This window comes from Rhizobium sp. BK289 (assembly GCF_014193575.1).
GTDB lineage: Bacteria > Pseudomonadota > Alphaproteobacteria > Rhizobiales > Rhizobiaceae > Rhizobium > Rhizobium tropici_C.
This window is the reverse complement of the sequence record NZ_JACHZO010000004.1, coordinates 34528-52160: the sequence shown is the minus strand read 5'-3', so window position 1 is coordinate 52160 and position 17633 is coordinate 34528. Positions and strand designations below refer to the sequence as shown.

Sequence of the window (17633 nt, the reverse complement as noted above, 5' to 3'; positions counted from 1 at the left end):
CGAATTCTCCAAGATCGAGCATAACACCATGGTTCGTCTTGTCTATTTCATTCTGTACGACTACAGCCGGCACAATCAGCCGCTTGGTTCGTCATGAGCAGAATCTTATGCCGAATGGCGTAGTTGTGCGGCAGCTTCATGTCCGATCATTTCGCTATGCTGTCGGCTCGATAGGAGACCCGCATCCATGCCCGCACCGCTTACCCTTGTCGAAAACACTCCCGAATTGCCGACGTCCGCCGATGTCGTCGTCATCGGGGCTGGGATTGTCGGCGTTTTTACCGCCTATTATCTGGCAAAGCGGGGCCTCAAAGTCGTTCTCCTCGAAAAAGGCCGCGTCGGCGCCGAGCAGTCCAGCCGCAACTGGGGTTGGTGCAGGCAGCAGAACCGCGACGCTCGCGAGCTGCCGATGGCGACGAAAAGCCTCGAGCTCTGGGACCAATTCGCCGCAGAAACGGAAGAGGACACCGGCTTTCGTCGCTGCGGCCTCTTCTATCTGAGCAATAGCGAGGAAGAACTCGCCGGATGGGCACGCTGGCGTGACTTTGCGCGCAGCGTCGGTGTGACCACTCATATGCTCGATAGCGCTGAAGCCAGCGAGCGCGGCAAGGCGACCGGCCGCATCTGGAAAGGCGGCGTCTTTTCTCCCACGGATGGTATTGCCGATCCGGCCAACGCTGCACCGGCGGTCGCTCGCGCCCTGATGAAGCGGGGGGGCTGTCTGCGCCAGAATTGCGCGGCTCGCGGCATAGAGACCGAAGGCGGAAAGCTCTCCGCCGTCGTGACCGAAGAAGGCACGATCAGGACGAGGATTGCCATCCTGTCCGGCGGCGCCTGGGCATCATCCTTCTGCCGACAGCTTGGCGTCCGTTTCCCGCAGGCGTCGATCCGCTCGTCGATCCTTTCGGTCAGCGCCGGCGCCGGCGACCTCCCGGACGCTCTGCATACCGCACATGTTTCCGTCACCCGCAGAGGCGACGGCGGCCATACGCTCGCGATCAGCGGGCGTGGCCGCGTCGATCCCACGCCGCAGACCATGCGCTTCGGGGCACAGTTTCTGCCGATGTTCATTCGCCGATGGCGCGCGCTTTCCCTGGGCGGGTTCGAGGGCTTTCGCAGCGGCCACGAAAACCTGTCGCGCTGGCGCCTGGATCGGCCAACGCCGATGGAGCGGATGCGCATCCTCGATCCGGCGGTCGACAGAAACACGATCCGGCTCACCTATGACCGCGCGGTCGAATTGCTGCCTGCCATCGCAAACCGACGCATTACCGCAAGCTGGGCCGGCTACATCGATTCGACCCCGGACGGCGTGCCCGGCATAGGCGAGATCGCTGCCATTCCAGGCTTCGTGCTGGCCGCCGGTTTCAGCGGCCATGGCTTCGGCATCGGTCCTGGAGCCGGCCACCTGATCGCCGATATCGTCACCGGTGCCACGCCGATAGTCGACCCGAAACCCTATCACCCCGACCGCTTCCTGCAGTCCGCATGGGGCAAGGTGGCCGACTTCTGAAAAGGACCGCCCGTGCTAGACTTCGCCGGCAACCGAACCAGACACTACGGATTTTCCTGATGCAGGCCCGTCAGCTCGAAGTCTTCTGCATGCTCATGCGATCGGGAACGGTGACCGGCGCCGCCGCCATGCTCAACATCACGCAGCCGGCGCTGAGCCAGATCCTGCTGCATGCGGAAGACCAGCTGGGGTTCAAACTCTTCAATCGCGTGCGCGGCAAGCTGGTCCCCACCCGCGAGGCCGAAGAACTGTATCCGGAAGCAGAGCGCATCTTTTCCGAGCTCGGGGCGCTTCGGCGCCGAACGACCGACATGCGCTTCGGGCGGACGGGGCTGATCCGGATCGCCGCAACAACGCCGCCAGCCATGTCGATCGTTCCCAAGGCGCTTCTCGCCTTCAGAACGACCTATCCGGATATCGTCGTCCGATCGCTGATCGCACCGCTGATCAATGTCGTGGATATGATCCGCAATGGCGATGCTCCGCTCGGCATCGTCATGAACAACATTGCGCGGCCCGGCATCGATGTCGAAACGCTCGGATATGCCGAACTCATCTGCATCGTACCGGAGGGACACCATCTTGCCCCGCGCGACAGCATCACATTCGCCGATCTTCAGAACGAGACGCTGATCTCCTACCGCGCTGATACCTTCCCCGGCCAACTGCTTGCCAATGCCGCAGCCTCGGAAAACCAGGCGTTCAATCCCGCAATCGAGATCGATATCTCCATCACCGCCTTGCCTTTTGTCCGCAACGGCTTTGGTGTCGCGATCGTGGATGGTCTGCTGCCGTGGGAACAGTTTCCGGGCCTTGTGCGCCGGCCGCTTCTGCCGCGAAAGACCGTCCCGATCGCGCTGCTGACCAGCCGGGACCGTCCCCTGACGGGCAGCCACCTGACGATGCGCGACTATCTGCGCCAGGCCTGCGCCGGGGCGCTGAAGGATGGCGAAGCCGTGCCGGAGTAAAATCGCGTCGGCATAGCCGAACCGAGCTTGGTCACGTGTCGTCGTCCATCCAGGATCCGATCGGCAGCGGACGAACAGGCGCCTGCTCGCGCAGGCGACCGACCTCGCAAACCGGGATTCCCGCACGCTCCGCAATCAATTCGGCGCCGGTGAGCTGACAAAACCGTCCCTGGCATCGTCCCATACCCACGCGCACCATTGACTTCACCCGGTTTGCCTCACCTCCGGCATAGTCGACGCTCTCACGCAGATCGCCGGCGCTGATGCCTTCGCAGCGGCAGACTATCGTTTCATCGGGAATGGATCGGACCATGCCGGCGGGCCAGGGAAAGGCGCGGGCGATGGCGCGAGCAAAGCGTTCGTAGCGGGCAAGCCGCCGGAGATCCCGTGCCGGATTTGGATAGGGCAATCCCATATCGGCAAGGCAGGCGCTCGCGGCAAGCCGCCCTGCAACTTCCGCGCCATCGGCGCCAAGAATCCGCAAGCCGTCACCGGCAAGATAGACGCCATCGGCAGATCGGCCCATCCGATCCGCCTGCGGCAGCCATTGGGCCCAGCCCGGATCGTAATCGAAACTGCATTGGGCTAGGCCTGCAAGCTGCGTTTCGGCTCTCAGGTGCCAGCCAATGCCGACCGCATCGCATTCGATATGATGGTCGCACCCGCCGGCATCCCGCCAACGAACGGCCACCGGGCCGCCTTTGTCGCTGACGATTTCCGTCAGCGACACCCCTGCGCGATATAGGCGGCCGAGTTTCGCCCGCATCGCCAGACCCCGCAAGACCAGGACCGGCCTTGCCATCATGCCCGGAAGCGCAAGGATCTGGTTTCGAACAGAAGAGGTATCGAGAACGGCCGCAACATTTGCCCCGGCCTTCAAAAGCTGGAACGCAACGAGGGTCAGCAGAGGCCCGGAGCCCGCTAGAACAATCCTTCGCCCCATGGCGACCCCTTGTGCCTTCAGCGCGATCTGCATTGCACCGAGACTATAGACGCCGGGAGCTTGCCAGCCCGGCAGCGGCACCAGCCGGTCGGTCGCGCCGGTTGCGAGTATCAGCCTGTTATAGGCGAATTCCCGGCGGCCGGCGGGCGTCAGCACCTGCAGCATATTGTCGGCGAGCGCCATCGCTGAACTTCGAGCATAATATTCGACCTCGCCGCGAGCCACCATGCGATCGAAGACAGAGTGAAGGGCAAGGGCTTTGCCGGCTTCCGATCCATAGAGCTGCTGGGCTGACCGCGTAAAGCTCTCCGGGGGACGGCGATATATCTGGCCGCCGGCCCTCATTCCCTCATCGATGACGACGGGCCGGATACCGGCTGCCATAAGAAGCTCGGCTGCGCGTATGCCCGCCGGACCGGCGCCGACAATTACCGTTACTTTCCGTTCACCCGCCATCGTCATGGCCAGCCTCCGGGCGCTTGTGTCATCAGGGACATGCCATTGCCGACGAAGGTCGAACAGGCGCGCAGGCGGGTTCCATCCTGTTGCCAGACCCAGCAGTCCTGGCAGGCACCCATCAGGCAGAAGCCCGCCCGCCCTTCCGGCCCGAATTCGGATTGCCGAAGAGTGGGAGAAAATATCAGCATGGCCGTCAGTACCGTGTCGCCGGCCAGTGCTTCCCGTTCGATGCCGTCGAGCAGGAAGCGGACAGGCGCACGGCCCTGTTCGGCGAGGCGGACGATGCGCCCCGTTTCTCCAGGCGGACGCGCACCCTTGCTCATTCGGCCGCCTCTTTGATTTGAAGACGAACTTCCGGCATTTCCGGGAACCGGGCGCGAACATCGGCAAAAGCCGCGGCAACGCCTTCACGTCCCGCACGTCCCTTCATTCGGCGGAAAATCTCCGTCTTGGTGAAGAAGCGCCAATGGATGGGAAGACAGGCAAGAATATCGGTGAGCAGGTTGTAGGCTGCGGGTGTCCACTGCGCCTCGTAGCCGTCTCGCTCCGCGCCATAATGGAAATGGGCGGTTGGACTTGTGCGCGATACCCTGAGACGGGACGTTTCGGCTTCGTCCACCTTGCCGTCGCGAATGACCACGCCATAATCCCGCTCGGCCGCTTCCAAGGAAACATAGCCGCGCTCCACATCCCGCAGCACGCGCCAGTCCTCGCGCTCAAGTGGATTTCCGCGGCCGCCGCCCCCGGCCGAACGGATCTCGAGCACATCTCCCGGCTGCAGGACAGCGGTATCGATGTTGCCGAGGCGACGAAAGTCCTCGCGCCCGGGGTTCAATACCATATCGGAGAGCCCTGCCGCCTTGCCGCCGAGCAGCCCCCAGGGGCGGAAGAAGCTGCGGTCGCGGTTGCGGGCCGTGATACGGCTCCCGGGCGCGAACACGCGGAACGCCATTTCGGTCGCGAGCCCCCCACGCCAGCGGCCGGCACCGCCGCTGTCTCTGGCAAGCCCGTATTTGACGAACTCGATCGGTACTTCGGTTTCCGTGATTTCGATCGGCGTATTCTTCAGATAGGCAGCATCGGCGCCCGAACCGTTGGTCCCATCGCGATGCGGCATCCCGCCGCCGCCGCCAACCACCGGATTGACGGCGGCGATCACGCTGCGGCCCGTCCGTTCGTCAGTGGTCATGACGTTGACGATGCAATTGTTGCCGGCCGGCGCGGCAGGCAGCAATTCGGGAACCGCCTGGCAGAAGGCGCCGAAGATCACGGACCGCAGGCGCGCGCAGGTGAGCGAACGCATGCCGACAGCAGCCGGCGATACCGGATTGAGAACGCTCCCCTGCGGCGCGATGCAGGTAAAGGGACGGGTCAGGCCCGTGTTGAGCAGGATCTTGGGGTTCAGCGTGTAGAGAATATAATAGACGCCGACCAGCAGCATGGTGTGGCGCGGATCGCCGCCAGAGGGAACGTTGAGCGACGAGCCGAGCTGCGGATCGGATCCGGTGAAATCGAGGATCGCCTCGTCGCCCCTGATCGTCAACGTCAGCTTCAGGCGGCAAGGATTGGCCTCGACGGAATCCTCGTCGGCATAATCGACGAATTCCCAAGTGCCATCCGGCATTGCCCGCAGGAGATCGCGCGCCTGCGCTTCGGCGTGATCGAGAAGCACGTCTGCGCCTTCGAGAAATGCCTGCTTGCCGAATTTCTCGACCATGGCCAGGATCTTGCGCTCACCGGTGTTGAGCGCCCCGACGAGCGCCTTGATATCGCCGATATTGAGGTCTGGTTTGCGGACATTCGTGGTCATGATTTTCAGGATGTCTTCGTCGAAGATACCTTCATTGACCAGCTTCATCGGCGGAAATCGAATGCCTTCCTGATGGATCTCGGTCAGCGCGCGCGACAGGGAAGCCGGCACGGCACCGCCCATGTCGGTGTTGTGGATATGCCCGCCGGTCCAGGCAATGATCTCGCCGTCATAGAAAACCGGTTTCCAGAGATGCGTGTCCGGCGCATGCGTGGCCACGAAGCAGGAATAGGGATCGTTGGTAAAGGCAACGTCGCCCGGCTTGTAGTCCCCGATCATTTCGATGGCTCGGGTATAGGTAAGCCCGGGATACCATGTCGCGCCGAGGCCCATCGGAACGCCGAAGGTTTCGCCCTTGCGATTGATGAGCATAACGGTGAAATCCTCCGTCTCCTTGACGAAGGCCGAATGGGCCGTCCGCTGCAGCGTATAGGCCATGTTTTCGGCGGCAGCCCTGGTATGGTTGGCAAACACTTGAAGGTTCGAACGGTCGAACATGGGCCACTACTCCGAAAAGGTGAGATGAAGGTTCTGGTGGCGATCGATCGTCACCTGCGTGCCGGCGGGAATGGCGAAGGTCGTATCGTCCTGGGCCACGACGGCAGGGCCGCTGAACCGGCCGCCTGGACGCAGCTGGTCCCGCCGGTATAGTCCGATCCATTCGAACGCCTTGCCGGTATAGACCGGTATTTCGCGCTCCGGTTCGGCCATCCCGGCAATCTCTTCGAGACCGACGGTCGTTTGCAGCGCCGGTCCGGCGCCGATCGCGGACAGACGGAGATTGACGATCTCGATCCTGCCGTCCCGGTCGGCAAAATCATAGAGGCGAGCGTGCATGGCATGGAACGCCTCTTCCATTGCGGCGAGATCGCCTTCCGCCACCCAGGCCGCCCGCAGCGGAACCTCGATTTCAAAGCTTTGGCCGACATAGCGCATGTCGGCGGAAATCCGCAGCTCGGCAGGCCCCTTATGGCCTTGCTTGATGAGCCAGCTTCGCCCTTCATCCGACAGCGCCTCCGAAGAACCGCGCAGCAACGGCAGGGCTTCCGGCGACAGATGCGTGAAGACCGTCTTGATGAAGTCGCCGCGCAGATCCGCGACCAGACCGCCGAGTGCCGAAACCACGCCCGGACGCGGCGGCCCGATGACTTTTGCCATGCGGAATTCGCGAGCCAGGAACGCGCCCAGCATGGGGCCACCGCCACCGAACGGCATGAGGGTAAACTCCCGCAAGTCGACTCCAGCACGCGACGCCAGCTTTTCCACCTCGACGAACATCTCCGAGATCGCGATGTCGAGAATGGCCTGGGACACCTCTTCAACCGAGCGCCCGATACGCTCGGCAAGCGTTGCGACGGCCGCGCGCGCCAGCCCGACATCGATCCGCAACTGACCGTAGGCCATCTCGCTGTGCCCCAGCCAGCCGCAGACCGCCATGGCATCGGTCACGGTCGCTTGCGTGCCGCCCCGGCCATAACAGGCGGGACCAGGCGTCGAACCGGCTGATTCCGGCCCAACCCGCAAGATGCCATGGGCGTCCACGCTGGCAATGGAACCACCGCCGATGCCGATGGAACTGACGGAGACCGAAGGGATGTGAAGCGGAAACTCGCCGATCAGCTCGCCCGTCCCGAATTGCGGCTCGCCATCGATGATCAACGCGAAGTCTGCCGAGGTGCCGCCGATATCGAGGGTAAGAACATGTTTCTCACCGGCAAGGCGCGCCAGCCAGGCGGCGCCGATCACGCCCGAGGCCGTGCCGGAAAGCAGCATCTGAACGCAGGAGCGCTTTCCTTCGGCCGCGTTCATCACGCCGCCATTCGATTTCGTCAACAGGGCCGGCGCCTTCACTCCGCGCGATGCGAGCTTGTCTTCGAGAGCCGTCAGGTAGCCCGAAACCCTCGGATGGACGTAGCCATTGAGGATCGCGGTCGTCGTCCGCTCGTATTCGCGAATGACGGGCCACACCTCCGAGGATGTGAAGACGAAGAGATCGGGTGCGAGCTTTTCGATTTCGTTCTTGACCGCGGTTTCCTGGGCATCGTCGCGCCAGGCATGCAGAAAGGATATGACGATGCCCGCTGCGCCCTTGGCCTTTGCCGCTGCGACCGCGGTGGCAACCACCTTCATATCCGGCGCTTGTACTTCGCTGCCATCGGCCCGCAAGCGAGCGGGGATGCCGAAGATCATGTCCCGTGCGATCAGCTGTTCCGGCCGCGAGCAGAAGAGAGAATAGACGTCAGGCATTCTCAGCCGAGCGAGCTCGATGACATCTTCAAAACCGGCATTCGTCAGGAGCGCAAGCGATACGCCGCGTCTCTGAATGACGGTGTTGATACCGACCGTGGTGCCGTGAACGAAGCGACTGATCGCCTCCGGCGCCAATCCCTCGCGCTCGGCAAGCAACGAAAGCCCGGTCATCAATTCCGCACCCGGATCATCGGGTGTGGTCAGCACTTTCAGCGAAGCAATGCGGCCGGAGCGGCTTTCCAGGGCGCAGAAATCGATGAAGGTGCCACCGATATCGACACCGATCTTCCAGTCCTGCTGCGAAGCCTCTGCTGCTTGCCTTGCCGCATCCGTCATGTCCGTTCCTTTCCTTTGCCTGTGACGAAACTGGCATGGACGGATCGGCAAGGTCCAAGAGCGAAAATGCTAGAGGTCATAAGCCGGACTTATGCTCTGACGATCGGCAAAACCCATAGGCCGGACTTATAGGCGTAGCGTAATCCCGACTTTGACAGCGGCAAGCTGGCTCGGACAAGGTGGAGGTTGTTTTCAGCCTCTGGAGATCCTCGATGGACGCTATCGTGCTGGGCGGCGGGCTCATGGGAGCCGCCTCTGCCTTTTTTCTCGCCCGGCGCGGCGTCCGCGTGACGCTGATCGAACGCAACCGGGTCGGGAGCGGCGCCACGGTGGCGTCATTCGGCAACATCAGGCGAAGCGGCCGATATATTCCGCAATTGCCGCTTGCCCACCGCTCGCTCGCTCTGTGGCGACAGGCCGAGGCCATGCTCGGCCGCGACGTCGAATTCCGCGCGACGGGCCACCTGCGGCTGGTATTTAGCCAGGAAGGACTAGTGGCGATGCGATCCTTCATCGAGGATGCCCGGCCATGGGGACTGGAGCTGGAGGAGCTGACCGCAAAGGAAGTACGGTCGCGCTTTCCTGGTCTTGGTCCTGAGGCGATCGCCGCATCCTTTTCGCCGAACGATGGAAGCGGCAACCCGCGTCTGATCGCACCCGCCTTTGCGAGTGCTGCCCGAAAGCTAGGCGCCAATATCGTCGAAAATGTCGGCATCGGGGCCATCAGAAAACGTGCCTATGGATTTCAGGTCGAAACGTCGAAGGGCTCGCATGAAGCCTCGATGTTGCTGAACACGACGGGTGCCTGGGGTGCGCGGGTCGCGAGCCTGTTCGGAGAGAGGGTTCCGATCGTTGCCAAAGGCCCGCAAATGGGAGTGACCGAACCTCTCCCCCATCGCATTCTCCCGGTCGTCGGTGTATGGGCCCATGATCACGGCGGTGGCTACCTGCGGCAGGTGGAACGAGGCAACATCGTCTTCGGTGGCGGCGCCGAGCGCACCGACGTTTCACTCGATACCGGCCACGCCAGGGCGGACCCGGCGCGCTTGCCGGGCCAGCTTCGTTCTCTGCTGCCGATCTTGCCGGCGCTGAAACAAGTTGCCGTGATACGCACCTGGTCGGGTTGCGAGGGCTATGTCGAGGACGGTCTTCCGGTGATGGGACGGTCATCGACGACACCGGGGCTCTTCCACGCATTCGGTTTTTCCGGCCACGGCTTCCAACTCGGACCCGGTGTTGGCGACGTCATGGCGGAAATCATGGCGACAGGGAAAACAGATATTCCGCTGCAGGACTTTCACATCGAACGCTTCGGCAAGTGGAATTGACTTCCAAGCCGACGCAGTTGACCGTTATTCCCACCGCGGGGTAGATGCCGTCTTCGACCATCGACGCTCGGATTTCGAGGCTCGTCAGGTTCCTTCCAAGTTGAAAGCTCCCTGCGCCGACCTTCAGGCTGCCGCAGGGAGCTTATCGTTCATTACTTCGCGATCTTCTGGTCGAGGAAGCTGCGGATCAACGGCGCCATCTCATCCAGCTTGTCTTCCAGCGCGAAATGTCCGGTGTCGAGCATGTGAATTTCGGCCTCGGGAAGGTCGCGAAGATAAGGATGCGCACCTTTTTCCGGAAAGATCTGGTCGTTCTTGCCCCAGACGATGAGGGTCGGCGGCTTGCGTTCGCGGAAGAATGCCTGGAATTGGGGATAGAGGGGCAGATTGGTGCGATAGTCGTAAAACAGGTCGAGCTGGATATCCTTGTTGCCCGGCCGGTCGAGCAGCGCCTGGTCGTGAACCCAATTGTCGGGGCTGATCCGCGTCAGATCTTTGACACCATCGGTATACTGGAATTTGGTCGTTTCCGGTGCAACGAGAACAGAAAGCGCGTCCCGGTCCTTCTTGGCCCCCGACTTCCAGTAGGTGCGGATCGGGTTCCAGAAATCGCGAATGCCTTCGTCATATGCGTTGCCGTTCTGGACAATCAGTCCGGTGACGCGATCCGGATGCTTGAGCGCCAGCCGGTAGCCGACCGGTGCGCCGTAATCCATGACATACATCGAATACTTGGCGGCACCGAGCTTGGTCAGCAACGTATCGACGATATCGGCATAGTGTCCGAACGAATATTCGAACTTCGTATGATCGGGTGCGTCGCTCTGGCCGAAGCCCGGATAATCAGGGGCGATGACCCGGTAGCGGTCAGCAAGCAGCGGGATCAGGTTGCGGAACATGTGAGACGATGTCGGAAAGCCGTGAAGCAGGACGACGACGGGGCCGTCTGCGGGGCCTGCTTCCCGATAGAACACGTTCACGCCATCGATCTTTACGGAGCGATAGTGGACCGTCGCAGGTACCTGCTGAACGATTGCGGGTTTTTCGGCAAAGGCGATCGTGGCGGAAGCGGGGGCGAAGATGCTGGCGGAAGCGAGAAGCAGGGTGACAAGAGCGCGGGCCATGATGTTTCTCCTCAGTGGGGGTGACAGGCTTATTGCCTGCAGCCAACATCGCTCTTTCACCGGGAGACGAGAATGCATGTAATTGGAAAGAGATTGTTACAGTGACCGATATGAATTCCAGTCGAGGTAGAAGCATTTCCACCGCCGACGATTACGCAGGCTGACTGTCGAAAATTCCTCGACCAGCAGGTCGATGAGCATCCCAACTTGACGCGCGGGATTTTCGCCCGGGCACCTTCGATTGGCGGATCGCTTTCCAACCCCGTTGCCATATAGGGGTCAATTAAGAAGCCTGTTCTCGCGGAGGCTAGCCGAAGCCATATCAACAAATGTCCGGACCTTCGCAGGAGCATGCCGGCCCTCGGGATGCAGTATGTGAATGGGCATGGGCGGTTCTTCATACTCGCTGAGTATGATCTGTAACTCTCCTGCCATGAGTGCGGGTCCAATCTGGTAGTGAAGAACTCTTGTGAGGCCCCATCCCTCTCGTGCTGAATGTATAGCAGCTTCGTTGGTATTGCATTGCAGAACCGGATCAACCGTCACACGCTGATCATCGGCAAACCGCCACTCAGGCGATGCCCAAGCGGCTGTCGATGCAGCAATGCGATGGTCTTTGAGATCGGCTGGCGATTGCGGGACACCGTAGCGCTCGAAATACTTGGGCGAGCCACACATCACGCGGCGAACAGTTCCCACCTTGATAGCGGTAAGGCCTGAATCCGGGAGATGACCAATGCGAATGGCCACGTCGATCCCTTCATCCACGATATTGACAGGCCGATCGACGAAAAGCGTTTTTGCCTTCATCGTGGAGTATGTGTCGAGATAGTGCGTCACGATCGGGAGGACGTACATCTGACCAAATAAAACCGATGCTGTGAGGTAGAGAGTCCCTGTCGGCGTGGCGTACGAACCGCCGGCCGCCGCCTCTGCCTCTGCTATATCGGCCAGTATCCGCCGACAATCGTCAAAATAACGCGCTCCCGCTTCAGTCATCTTCACTGAACGGGTTGTTCGGACGAAAAGACGAGCCCCGATGAGATTTTCCAGAGAAGCGACGGCACGAGTGACAGCTGGAGCGCTCATGAACATCTGGCGAGCGGTATCTGCGAAACTCTCGGTTTCAGCAACCTTCACAAAAATCCGCATCGCCTGCCAACGGTCCATCCGTTCCCCCAAAGCACTTGTGTTTCCAGGACTTTAAGGGCTCGAAACCGAAGCCTCAAGTGGCATCGCGCCAAACATTAGGGTTCATTGGGTTGGCGCGGATGGCTTGAGCAATGCGTTCTATTTCCGCACAGGCTTCCACGGAAAGGCCAGCGTATAATGCGCGCTGGCGGCTTTCCTGGCGGGCATCCAGCGCAAGCGAGACCGCGATCGAGGTCTTGAAATCGAAGCTGGAGCCTTGCCTAGCAACATCCATCTCGGCGCCGGTCATACCCAAGGCGCGACCGGCTTCCTCCTGTTTGGCGAGTAAGGACGGGCTGGCGCTTGTCGCGGTAAGAGCAAGCTCTATCGAGAGCCTTACCCGTGGATCGATTGACGAGCCGGCCATTTTTCCATCCTCTCGGTCGGCCGCCTAAAAACCAAAATCGCTCAGCCCTGGATGGTCGTCCGGTCGGCGGCCCAGCGGCCAACGAAACTTGCGATCCGCTTCGGCGATTGGGTGCTCGTTGATGCTCGCGTGGCGTTCGCGCATCAGGCCATCCTCGGCAAATTCCCAATTTTCATTGCCATAGGCGCGGAACCACTGGCCGCTGTCGTCGCGATATTCATAGGCATATCGGACTGCGATGCGGTTGCCGGTGAAGGCCCACAGCTCCTTGATGAGGCGATAATCGAGTTCCCTGTTCCACTTGCGGGTCAGGAAGGCCTCGGCCTCAGCGCGGCATTTTGCAAATTCGACGCGGTTACGCCAACGCGTATCGAGCGTATAGGCAAGCGCCACCTTGGCGGGATCACGACTGTTCCAGCCGTCTTCGGCAAGGCGGACCTTTTCGATGGCACTTTGTTCGGTAAATGGTGGGAGTGGCGGACGGGACATTGAATGACTCCTCTGGAGCTGGTGTGAGAAAGGCGCGGAATAAGGGATGGCACAGCTGATGCCGCCCTTACTGTCGTGTCATGCAGCGGGCGGTACGCTGGCCGCAGCAATCCAGGTTTTAAACGGCGAGCTGCAGGCCGCCTTCCTGTTCGGCGGGAACGGCGCAGCAGAGCAGGACTTCATCGGCGCCGATCTTCGCCGTGGGCTTCTTGACGTAGGCGACGGCACCCTTGACGAGCTTGATCCGGCACGTCCCGCAATTGCCTTCCCGGCAACTGAACTCGGGCTCGAGGCCACGCGCCTCGGCAAATTCCAGGAGAGTGCCGGAACCAGGCGTCCACCGAGCTTCTTTCAAGGAATTCGCGAACACGACCGACACCGGTTTTTCCGATGGCTGCGCGCCGGGAGATACAGCAGCGACCTTGGAATCCCCCGTGCGGATCAGCGACGACGGACCGAAGGCTTCAGCCTGGATGCGATCGTCAGCGATGCTGTAGCTTCGCAGCCCGTCGTAAAGGGCCTGCGTGAACTGGGCAGGACCACAGAGATAGAAGTCATAGTCGTTGAAGGGAAGGAATCGCGTCAGCATCGCCATATCGATCCGCCCTGCGGCGTCGAAGTCCCTGCCCTCTTCAGCATCCGTCGTGTCACTGAGGATCCTGATTAATCGCACGACGCCCTTCGCCGCATCGATTAAGTCGGCGATCTCGTTGTCGAACGGTCGATCAGCCTTCGAGCGAGCCGCGTAGAACAGCGTGACCGGACGGATACGCTGCTTGCGAAGCCCTTCGTATACGACGTGCCGAAGCATCGCGAGCAGCGGCGTAATGCCGACGCCTCCTGCAAGAAGAACCGCTGGGCGGATCGAGCGGGCGTCGATGGTGAACTCGCCGGCCGGCGCACGCGCCTCGATGACATCGCCGACGGCAACAGTGTCGTGCAAGAACTGCGACACCCTACCGTCTCGCTTGACGCTGATGCGATAGATACCGTCGGACGGCGCGACCGAGAGCGTGTAAGTCCGAATGGTCGACTTTTCTTGGTCCGGCAGCTTCAGCCGGATCGGGAGGTGTTGACCGGCTTTGTGCGGCAGCAATCCCACCCCGTCATCTGGCTGCAAATGGAAAGATTTGATCGTCGCGCTTTCATCGACGATCGCGGTGATCCTCATTGGCCGCCAGGTTGCGGAAATCTCTGTGGCGTGGAGACGATCGGCCGCTTGCTGCCAGTTCCCTGTCATCAGAGAGCTCGGCGACCAGCCGTCCTTCTGAAAAGCCCATCTCAACGCCAGTGCATTACGGCGACGAACGATACGTGTCGGCTTGAATGCCCAAAGCCGTTCCGCGCCCTGGAAGGCGGCGATCTCGGGTGAATCGAAAATGACTTCGGCATTCCCCGTCATCTGCAGCATGTCGCCCGTTTTGAAATCGACGAAGAGAAGTCCTGCCCTTCCATTGAGAAGGATATTGCCGAGCGTTGCGAAGAAGAGATTGCCGTCGAAATCCGGGATCGTCAGGACACCGTCGTCACCGACACGAACAAAGCCCGTATTCCCGCCGCGATGGGACACGTCCACCTGTCGTCTCTCCTTGCGGTCGGCATAGGAGGCAACGAAGAACGCGTCAGCTCCGCGGATCGTCGCACGGGCCGCCTCGTCCAGTTCGATCAGATCCTCCGACGTGCCTGCAAACGGCTCTCCCGGCTGGCGCTCGAACGAGAAATCCCGCAACTGAATGTAGCGCGGACAATTTCCGAAACTTTGGTCGACATCGACGCGGAAGCCGCCGTCGATCGTTGAAACAAATCCATTCATGCGGTTTCGGCGACGCGTGTGCATCTCTATGCCGAGGAGGCCGATCGGCAGACCATCCGCCATCCCTTCGCTCGCAGGATCACTTGGATCTCTTGTCGCTGCGATCTCGAGCACCACAGGCGACGGTGACGACATGAACCCTGGTTGACCTTCAATGAACGTCGCCCAGGCGTCGCCGCGACTATCGACACTTCCAAGGACGATGAAGGGAAGCTGGGCATAGAAATCGCGGTGCTGGTCCGGCATGAAATCGCGCACGACGCGCTGCCCCACAGAGGCCATCCGCTCCTTCATCCCAAGTTTCTCCTGGATAAAGATCTCGCCTTCATGCCATGTCGGCAACTTCGTGAGGTTCATGGACATCTGCGTTCTCCGGAAACGGGAAAATTCGGGCGCGCCGGCCGGCACACCCGATATTGTTGGGATCATGCGGCAAGGCCGACCGGCGTCCGGGCGAAATCGACAAAGCCGGGAAGGGTTTCGACCCGGTGCAGGAGAGCCTTCACCGCCGGATACCCGGCTAGATCGACATTTCCTTCGGGAGCGCGTGCCACGTAGCTGTAGATCGCGATGTCCGCGATGGTGGGACCCGAGCCGACCAGCCACTCACGGCCTTGGAGGTGATTGTCGATCCGGCCGAGGATGGTATGCGCGCGGCCAATCACTTCTTCCGGATTGAATTTGGCGCCGAACACCGTGACCAGTCTCGCCGCGGCCGGACCGTAAGCGATTTCCCCCGCAGCGACTGAAAGCCACCGCTGAACGTCGGCCGCACCCTTCGCGTCTTCGGGAAGCCATGCAGTCTGACCGCTCTTCTTGGCGAGATAGACCAGGATCGCGTTGGAGTCCGAGATGAAGACATCGCCATCCGCCAGGACGGGAACCTGACCGAACGGGTTCATTTCCAGGAAGTCGGGCTTCTTATGAGCGCCCGATTTGAGATCGACTTCGACGAGTTCGTGGGGGAGCCCAATCAGGGAAAGGAACAGCCGGGCGCGGTGGGAATGTCCCGATAGCGGATGGTGATAGAGTTTCATGTGATCGCTCCTGGATCTTGGGCCGGGTCCATTCCCGATCCGTAATCGCAAGATGCAACGAACGATCAGCAAGCTGAATAATCATGTTTGGCAGTTCACTATTCCACCGCGTGCAATAGTGGTTCCCTCGCTCCGACGTGCATTTCCATGGGAACTCCGCTGCTTCGTAAACCGTAGCGTCCAGCAGATTTATATCCAGATCGCTAAATCAAATGGGATTTCCATCTCGAATGCCTGGAGGGTGGCTGCGCGGCTCGCAATGGGCCCAACGACCGAGGCACCATGCTCTTGAAGGTCATCCACTACGTCATCGCGAGAATGAAATCATCCTCCGCAACGAGCACATGCTTTCCGTCAATCGGGTTACCCAATGCCATTCATGTCCTCCGGAAAACCGGATCACTCACCGACTGCACCATGTTTTGGCGATAGCGCTTCCCTTATTTCGTCTTATGCCGGCGTTTCGTCGCTGGCTTGATCGGCTCTGCCTCAGGCTGCGCCAATCGAAGCGCGCGGAGTTTCTCGGTCTTTTTCTCTCGATCGGCATTTTCGGTGGCCGTGATCTGCTTGGCCGCTGTGTCAGTCGCCGATGCCTTATCCTGAAGAGTTTGCCTACCCTGTTTGAAAAATTTCTCTTTTGTGACGGTCATAATGTTTCCTGGTGATCGATGGCAGGGATATCAGCGCGACTGTGCGACCCTCTTCTTTGGGGCGGGAAGAAGCCCTTCTCGCTGCGCGCGTTTGCGGGCAAACTTGAGACTGCGCCTGATGGCATCGGCCTTTTTTCGAGCGCGCTTTTCCGAAGGCTTCTCGTAAGCTCGACGAGCCTTCATTTCGCGGAAAAGCCCGTCCCGCTGCATCTTCTTCTTCAGGACGCGCAGCGCCTGATCGACGTTGTTATCTCTGACGTCTACTTGCAAGATTGCTCTTTCTGTTATCGTTTTCTGGCGCTGATTGCTATCGAATGAACCCAGCCGGAAGGCTTCGCGCCCGATGGGAAACCGATGTTCGGTGGTAGCGCCGGCGATGCTTCGACATCGATGTCAGTGTGGAGAACGCGTCGTTCGAACTTCTCGCCTTCAAACCGCACTCGATATTGCGCGGCACCGTCTGCTTCCGGTGAGTACGATATGATTTGACACCTCCCGAGAGGGCCGGAGTTCCCAAGAATACCACGTTTCAAGATGATCGTGTCACCAATCCGGTATCGCGGGTTCTGCATGCCGTTCTCCTTTTTAGGCAAAATAAAAGGCCGGGCGTTACCCCGACCTCTCAGCATCATCCGTTCGCACTGCCAGTACATCCGTGGTCAGCGCGTGCGAATGACAAATTCAAGCCGCCTGGAGATTATCGGCGGAGCTCTTGCCGGACCTGCCGTCCTGCACAATGTCGTAGCGGATCTTCTGCCCATCGCTGAGCGAACGCATTCCGGCTCGCTCGACGGCTGAAGCATGCACGAAGACATCCGTGCTGCCGTTGTCGGGTTGAATGAAGCCGAAGCCCTTGGCGGTATTGAACCACTTGACGGTACCAGTGTTCATAACGATTTCCTTTCAAAGCAATCGTTGTTGTTCCCGCGTTACCTTGCGAGATTAGATCGATTTTTTGAGAGGGAATCCGAGGAGGAGCGATAAGCTCCCAGCCGACATCACAAGCAATGGTCGATAGGCAACATATAAGCTCAATTTTTGATTTTACAATGAGAAACTTTTTAAGTGAGAATTGCGTAGGAGTTCTCTCCTTGTCGCAACCAATCGCTGGGACCAGGCAATGACGCCGGTAACAAGGAACATGCAGAAAGCTCTGCGATCAACTGCGGGCACCATTCTAACAGCATGGCATGCCGTCACGGCACCTCGACCTAAGGCTTTTACCGCTGTTCCACAAAAGCAATGCAGACATCGCTGACGAGACCCATATTGCTGCGACCCGAAGTTTTCGAAATACATAAATTAATAATTTATAAAAATTATGAAACTTTTCCAAAGAACCGTGATATCGTGCC

General features: G+C 60.2%; 16 protein-coding genes. 3 read left to right on the top strand and 13 right to left on the bottom strand.

Going from position 1 to position 17633, the window contains the following annotated elements; genetic code table 11:
• Positions 1-187 precede the first annotated feature (187 nt).
• Both FHT84_RS08750 and FHT84_RS08745 read left to right on the top strand, forming a co-directional pair.
• On the top strand, positions 188-1513 hold the full coding sequence (locus tag FHT84_RS08750; protein ID WP_113248763.1) for an FAD-binding oxidoreductase: 1326 nt from the start codon (positions 188-190) through the stop codon (positions 1511-1513).
• A 59-nt stretch (positions 1514-1572) separates the two neighbouring features.
• Positions 1573-2481, top strand: a complete 909-nt coding sequence (locus FHT84_RS08745; RefSeq protein WP_113248762.1) for a LysR family transcriptional regulator — start codon at positions 1573-1575, stop codon at positions 2479-2481.
• Between the two features lie 31 nt (positions 2482-2512).
• Here FHT84_RS08745 and FHT84_RS08740 read toward each other — a convergent pair whose 3' ends face one another.
• Genes FHT84_RS08740 through FHT84_RS08725 form a run of 4 tightly spaced genes read right to left on the bottom strand, consistent with a single transcriptional unit; the run spans position 2513 to position 8279 of the window.
• Positions 2513-3886: an FAD/NAD(P)-binding oxidoreductase gene (locus FHT84_RS08740; RefSeq protein WP_113248761.1), complete on the bottom strand. Its 1374-nt coding sequence runs from the start codon at positions 3884-3886 to the stop codon at positions 2513-2515.
• Entirely contained in the window at positions 3883-4206 is a 324-nt protein-coding gene (locus tag FHT84_RS08735; protein WP_113248760.1) for a (2Fe-2S)-binding protein, read from the bottom strand. Before FHT84_RS08735 ends, FHT84_RS08740 begins: the two co-directional genes overlap by 4 nt.
• Positions 4203-6191: a hydantoinase B/oxoprolinase family protein gene (locus FHT84_RS08730; protein WP_113248759.1), complete on the bottom strand. Its 1989-nt coding sequence runs from the start codon at positions 6189-6191 to the stop codon at positions 4203-4205. The genes FHT84_RS08735 and FHT84_RS08730 overlap by 4 nt, the downstream gene beginning before the upstream one ends.
• A 6-nt stretch (positions 6192-6197) precedes the next feature.
• Positions 6198-8279 carry a hydantoinase/oxoprolinase family protein gene (locus tag FHT84_RS08725; RefSeq protein WP_183761825.1) on the bottom strand — a complete coding sequence of 694 codons (2082 nt, stop codon included), beginning with the start codon at positions 8277-8279 and terminating at the stop codon, positions 6198-6200.
• A gap of 212 nt (positions 8280-8491) precedes the next feature.
• Here FHT84_RS08725 and FHT84_RS08720 point away from each other — a divergent pair, with 212 nt between their 5' ends.
• Positions 8492-9607 (top strand): FAD-binding oxidoreductase, encoded by a 1116-nt coding sequence (locus tag FHT84_RS08720; RefSeq protein WP_183761823.1) that lies wholly within the window; start codon positions 8492-8494, stop codon positions 9605-9607.
• Positions 9608-9759: 152 nt separating this feature from the next.
• Here FHT84_RS08720 and FHT84_RS08715 read toward each other — a convergent pair whose 3' ends face one another.
• From FHT84_RS08715 to FHT84_RS08675, 9 genes are all read right to left on the bottom strand, one after another.
• Positions 9760-10731, bottom strand: a complete 972-nt coding sequence (locus FHT84_RS08715; RefSeq protein WP_183761820.1) for an alpha/beta hydrolase — start codon at positions 10729-10731, stop codon at positions 9760-9762.
• Between the two features lie 279 nt (positions 10732-11010).
• Positions 11011-11901 (bottom strand): LysR family transcriptional regulator, encoded by an 891-nt coding sequence (locus tag FHT84_RS08710; protein WP_183761817.1) that lies wholly within the window; start codon positions 11899-11901, stop codon positions 11011-11013.
• A gap of 55 nt (positions 11902-11956) precedes the next feature.
• Positions 11957-12289 (bottom strand): hypothetical protein, encoded by a 333-nt coding sequence (locus FHT84_RS08705; RefSeq protein ID WP_183761814.1) that lies wholly within the window; start codon positions 12287-12289, stop codon positions 11957-11959.
• 24 nt (positions 12290-12313) lie between these two features.
• Positions 12314-12778: a DUF1348 family protein gene (locus FHT84_RS08700; protein ID WP_183761811.1), complete on the bottom strand. Its 465-nt coding sequence runs from the start codon at positions 12776-12778 to the stop codon at positions 12314-12316.
• Positions 12779-12896: 118 nt separating this feature from the next.
• Positions 12897-14954: a pyridoxamine 5'-phosphate oxidase family protein gene (locus FHT84_RS08695; RefSeq protein ID WP_113248756.1), complete on the bottom strand. Its 2058-nt coding sequence runs from the start codon at positions 14952-14954 to the stop codon at positions 12897-12899.
• Between the two features lie 62 nt (positions 14955-15016).
• Entirely contained in the window at positions 15017-15628 is a 612-nt protein-coding gene (locus FHT84_RS08690; protein ID WP_113248755.1) for a glutathione S-transferase, read from the bottom strand.
• A 440-nt stretch (positions 15629-16068) separates the two neighbouring features.
• Positions 16069-16278, bottom strand: coding sequence for a hypothetical protein (locus tag FHT84_RS08685; protein ID WP_112345878.1), 210 nt, complete (start codon positions 16276-16278; stop codon positions 16069-16071).
• A 30-nt stretch (positions 16279-16308) separates the two neighbouring features.
• Positions 16309-16548 (bottom strand): 30S ribosomal protein S21, encoded by a 240-nt coding sequence (gene rpsU, locus FHT84_RS08680; protein WP_113248754.1) that lies wholly within the window; start codon positions 16546-16548, stop codon positions 16309-16311.
• 411 nt (positions 16549-16959) lie between these two features.
• The gene (locus tag FHT84_RS08675) at positions 16960-17169 is read right to left on the bottom strand and encodes a cold-shock protein (protein WP_112345881.1); all 210 of its coding nucleotides are present in this window, start codon (positions 17167-17169) and stop codon (positions 16960-16962) included.
• Positions 17170-17633: the final 464 nt, after the last annotated feature.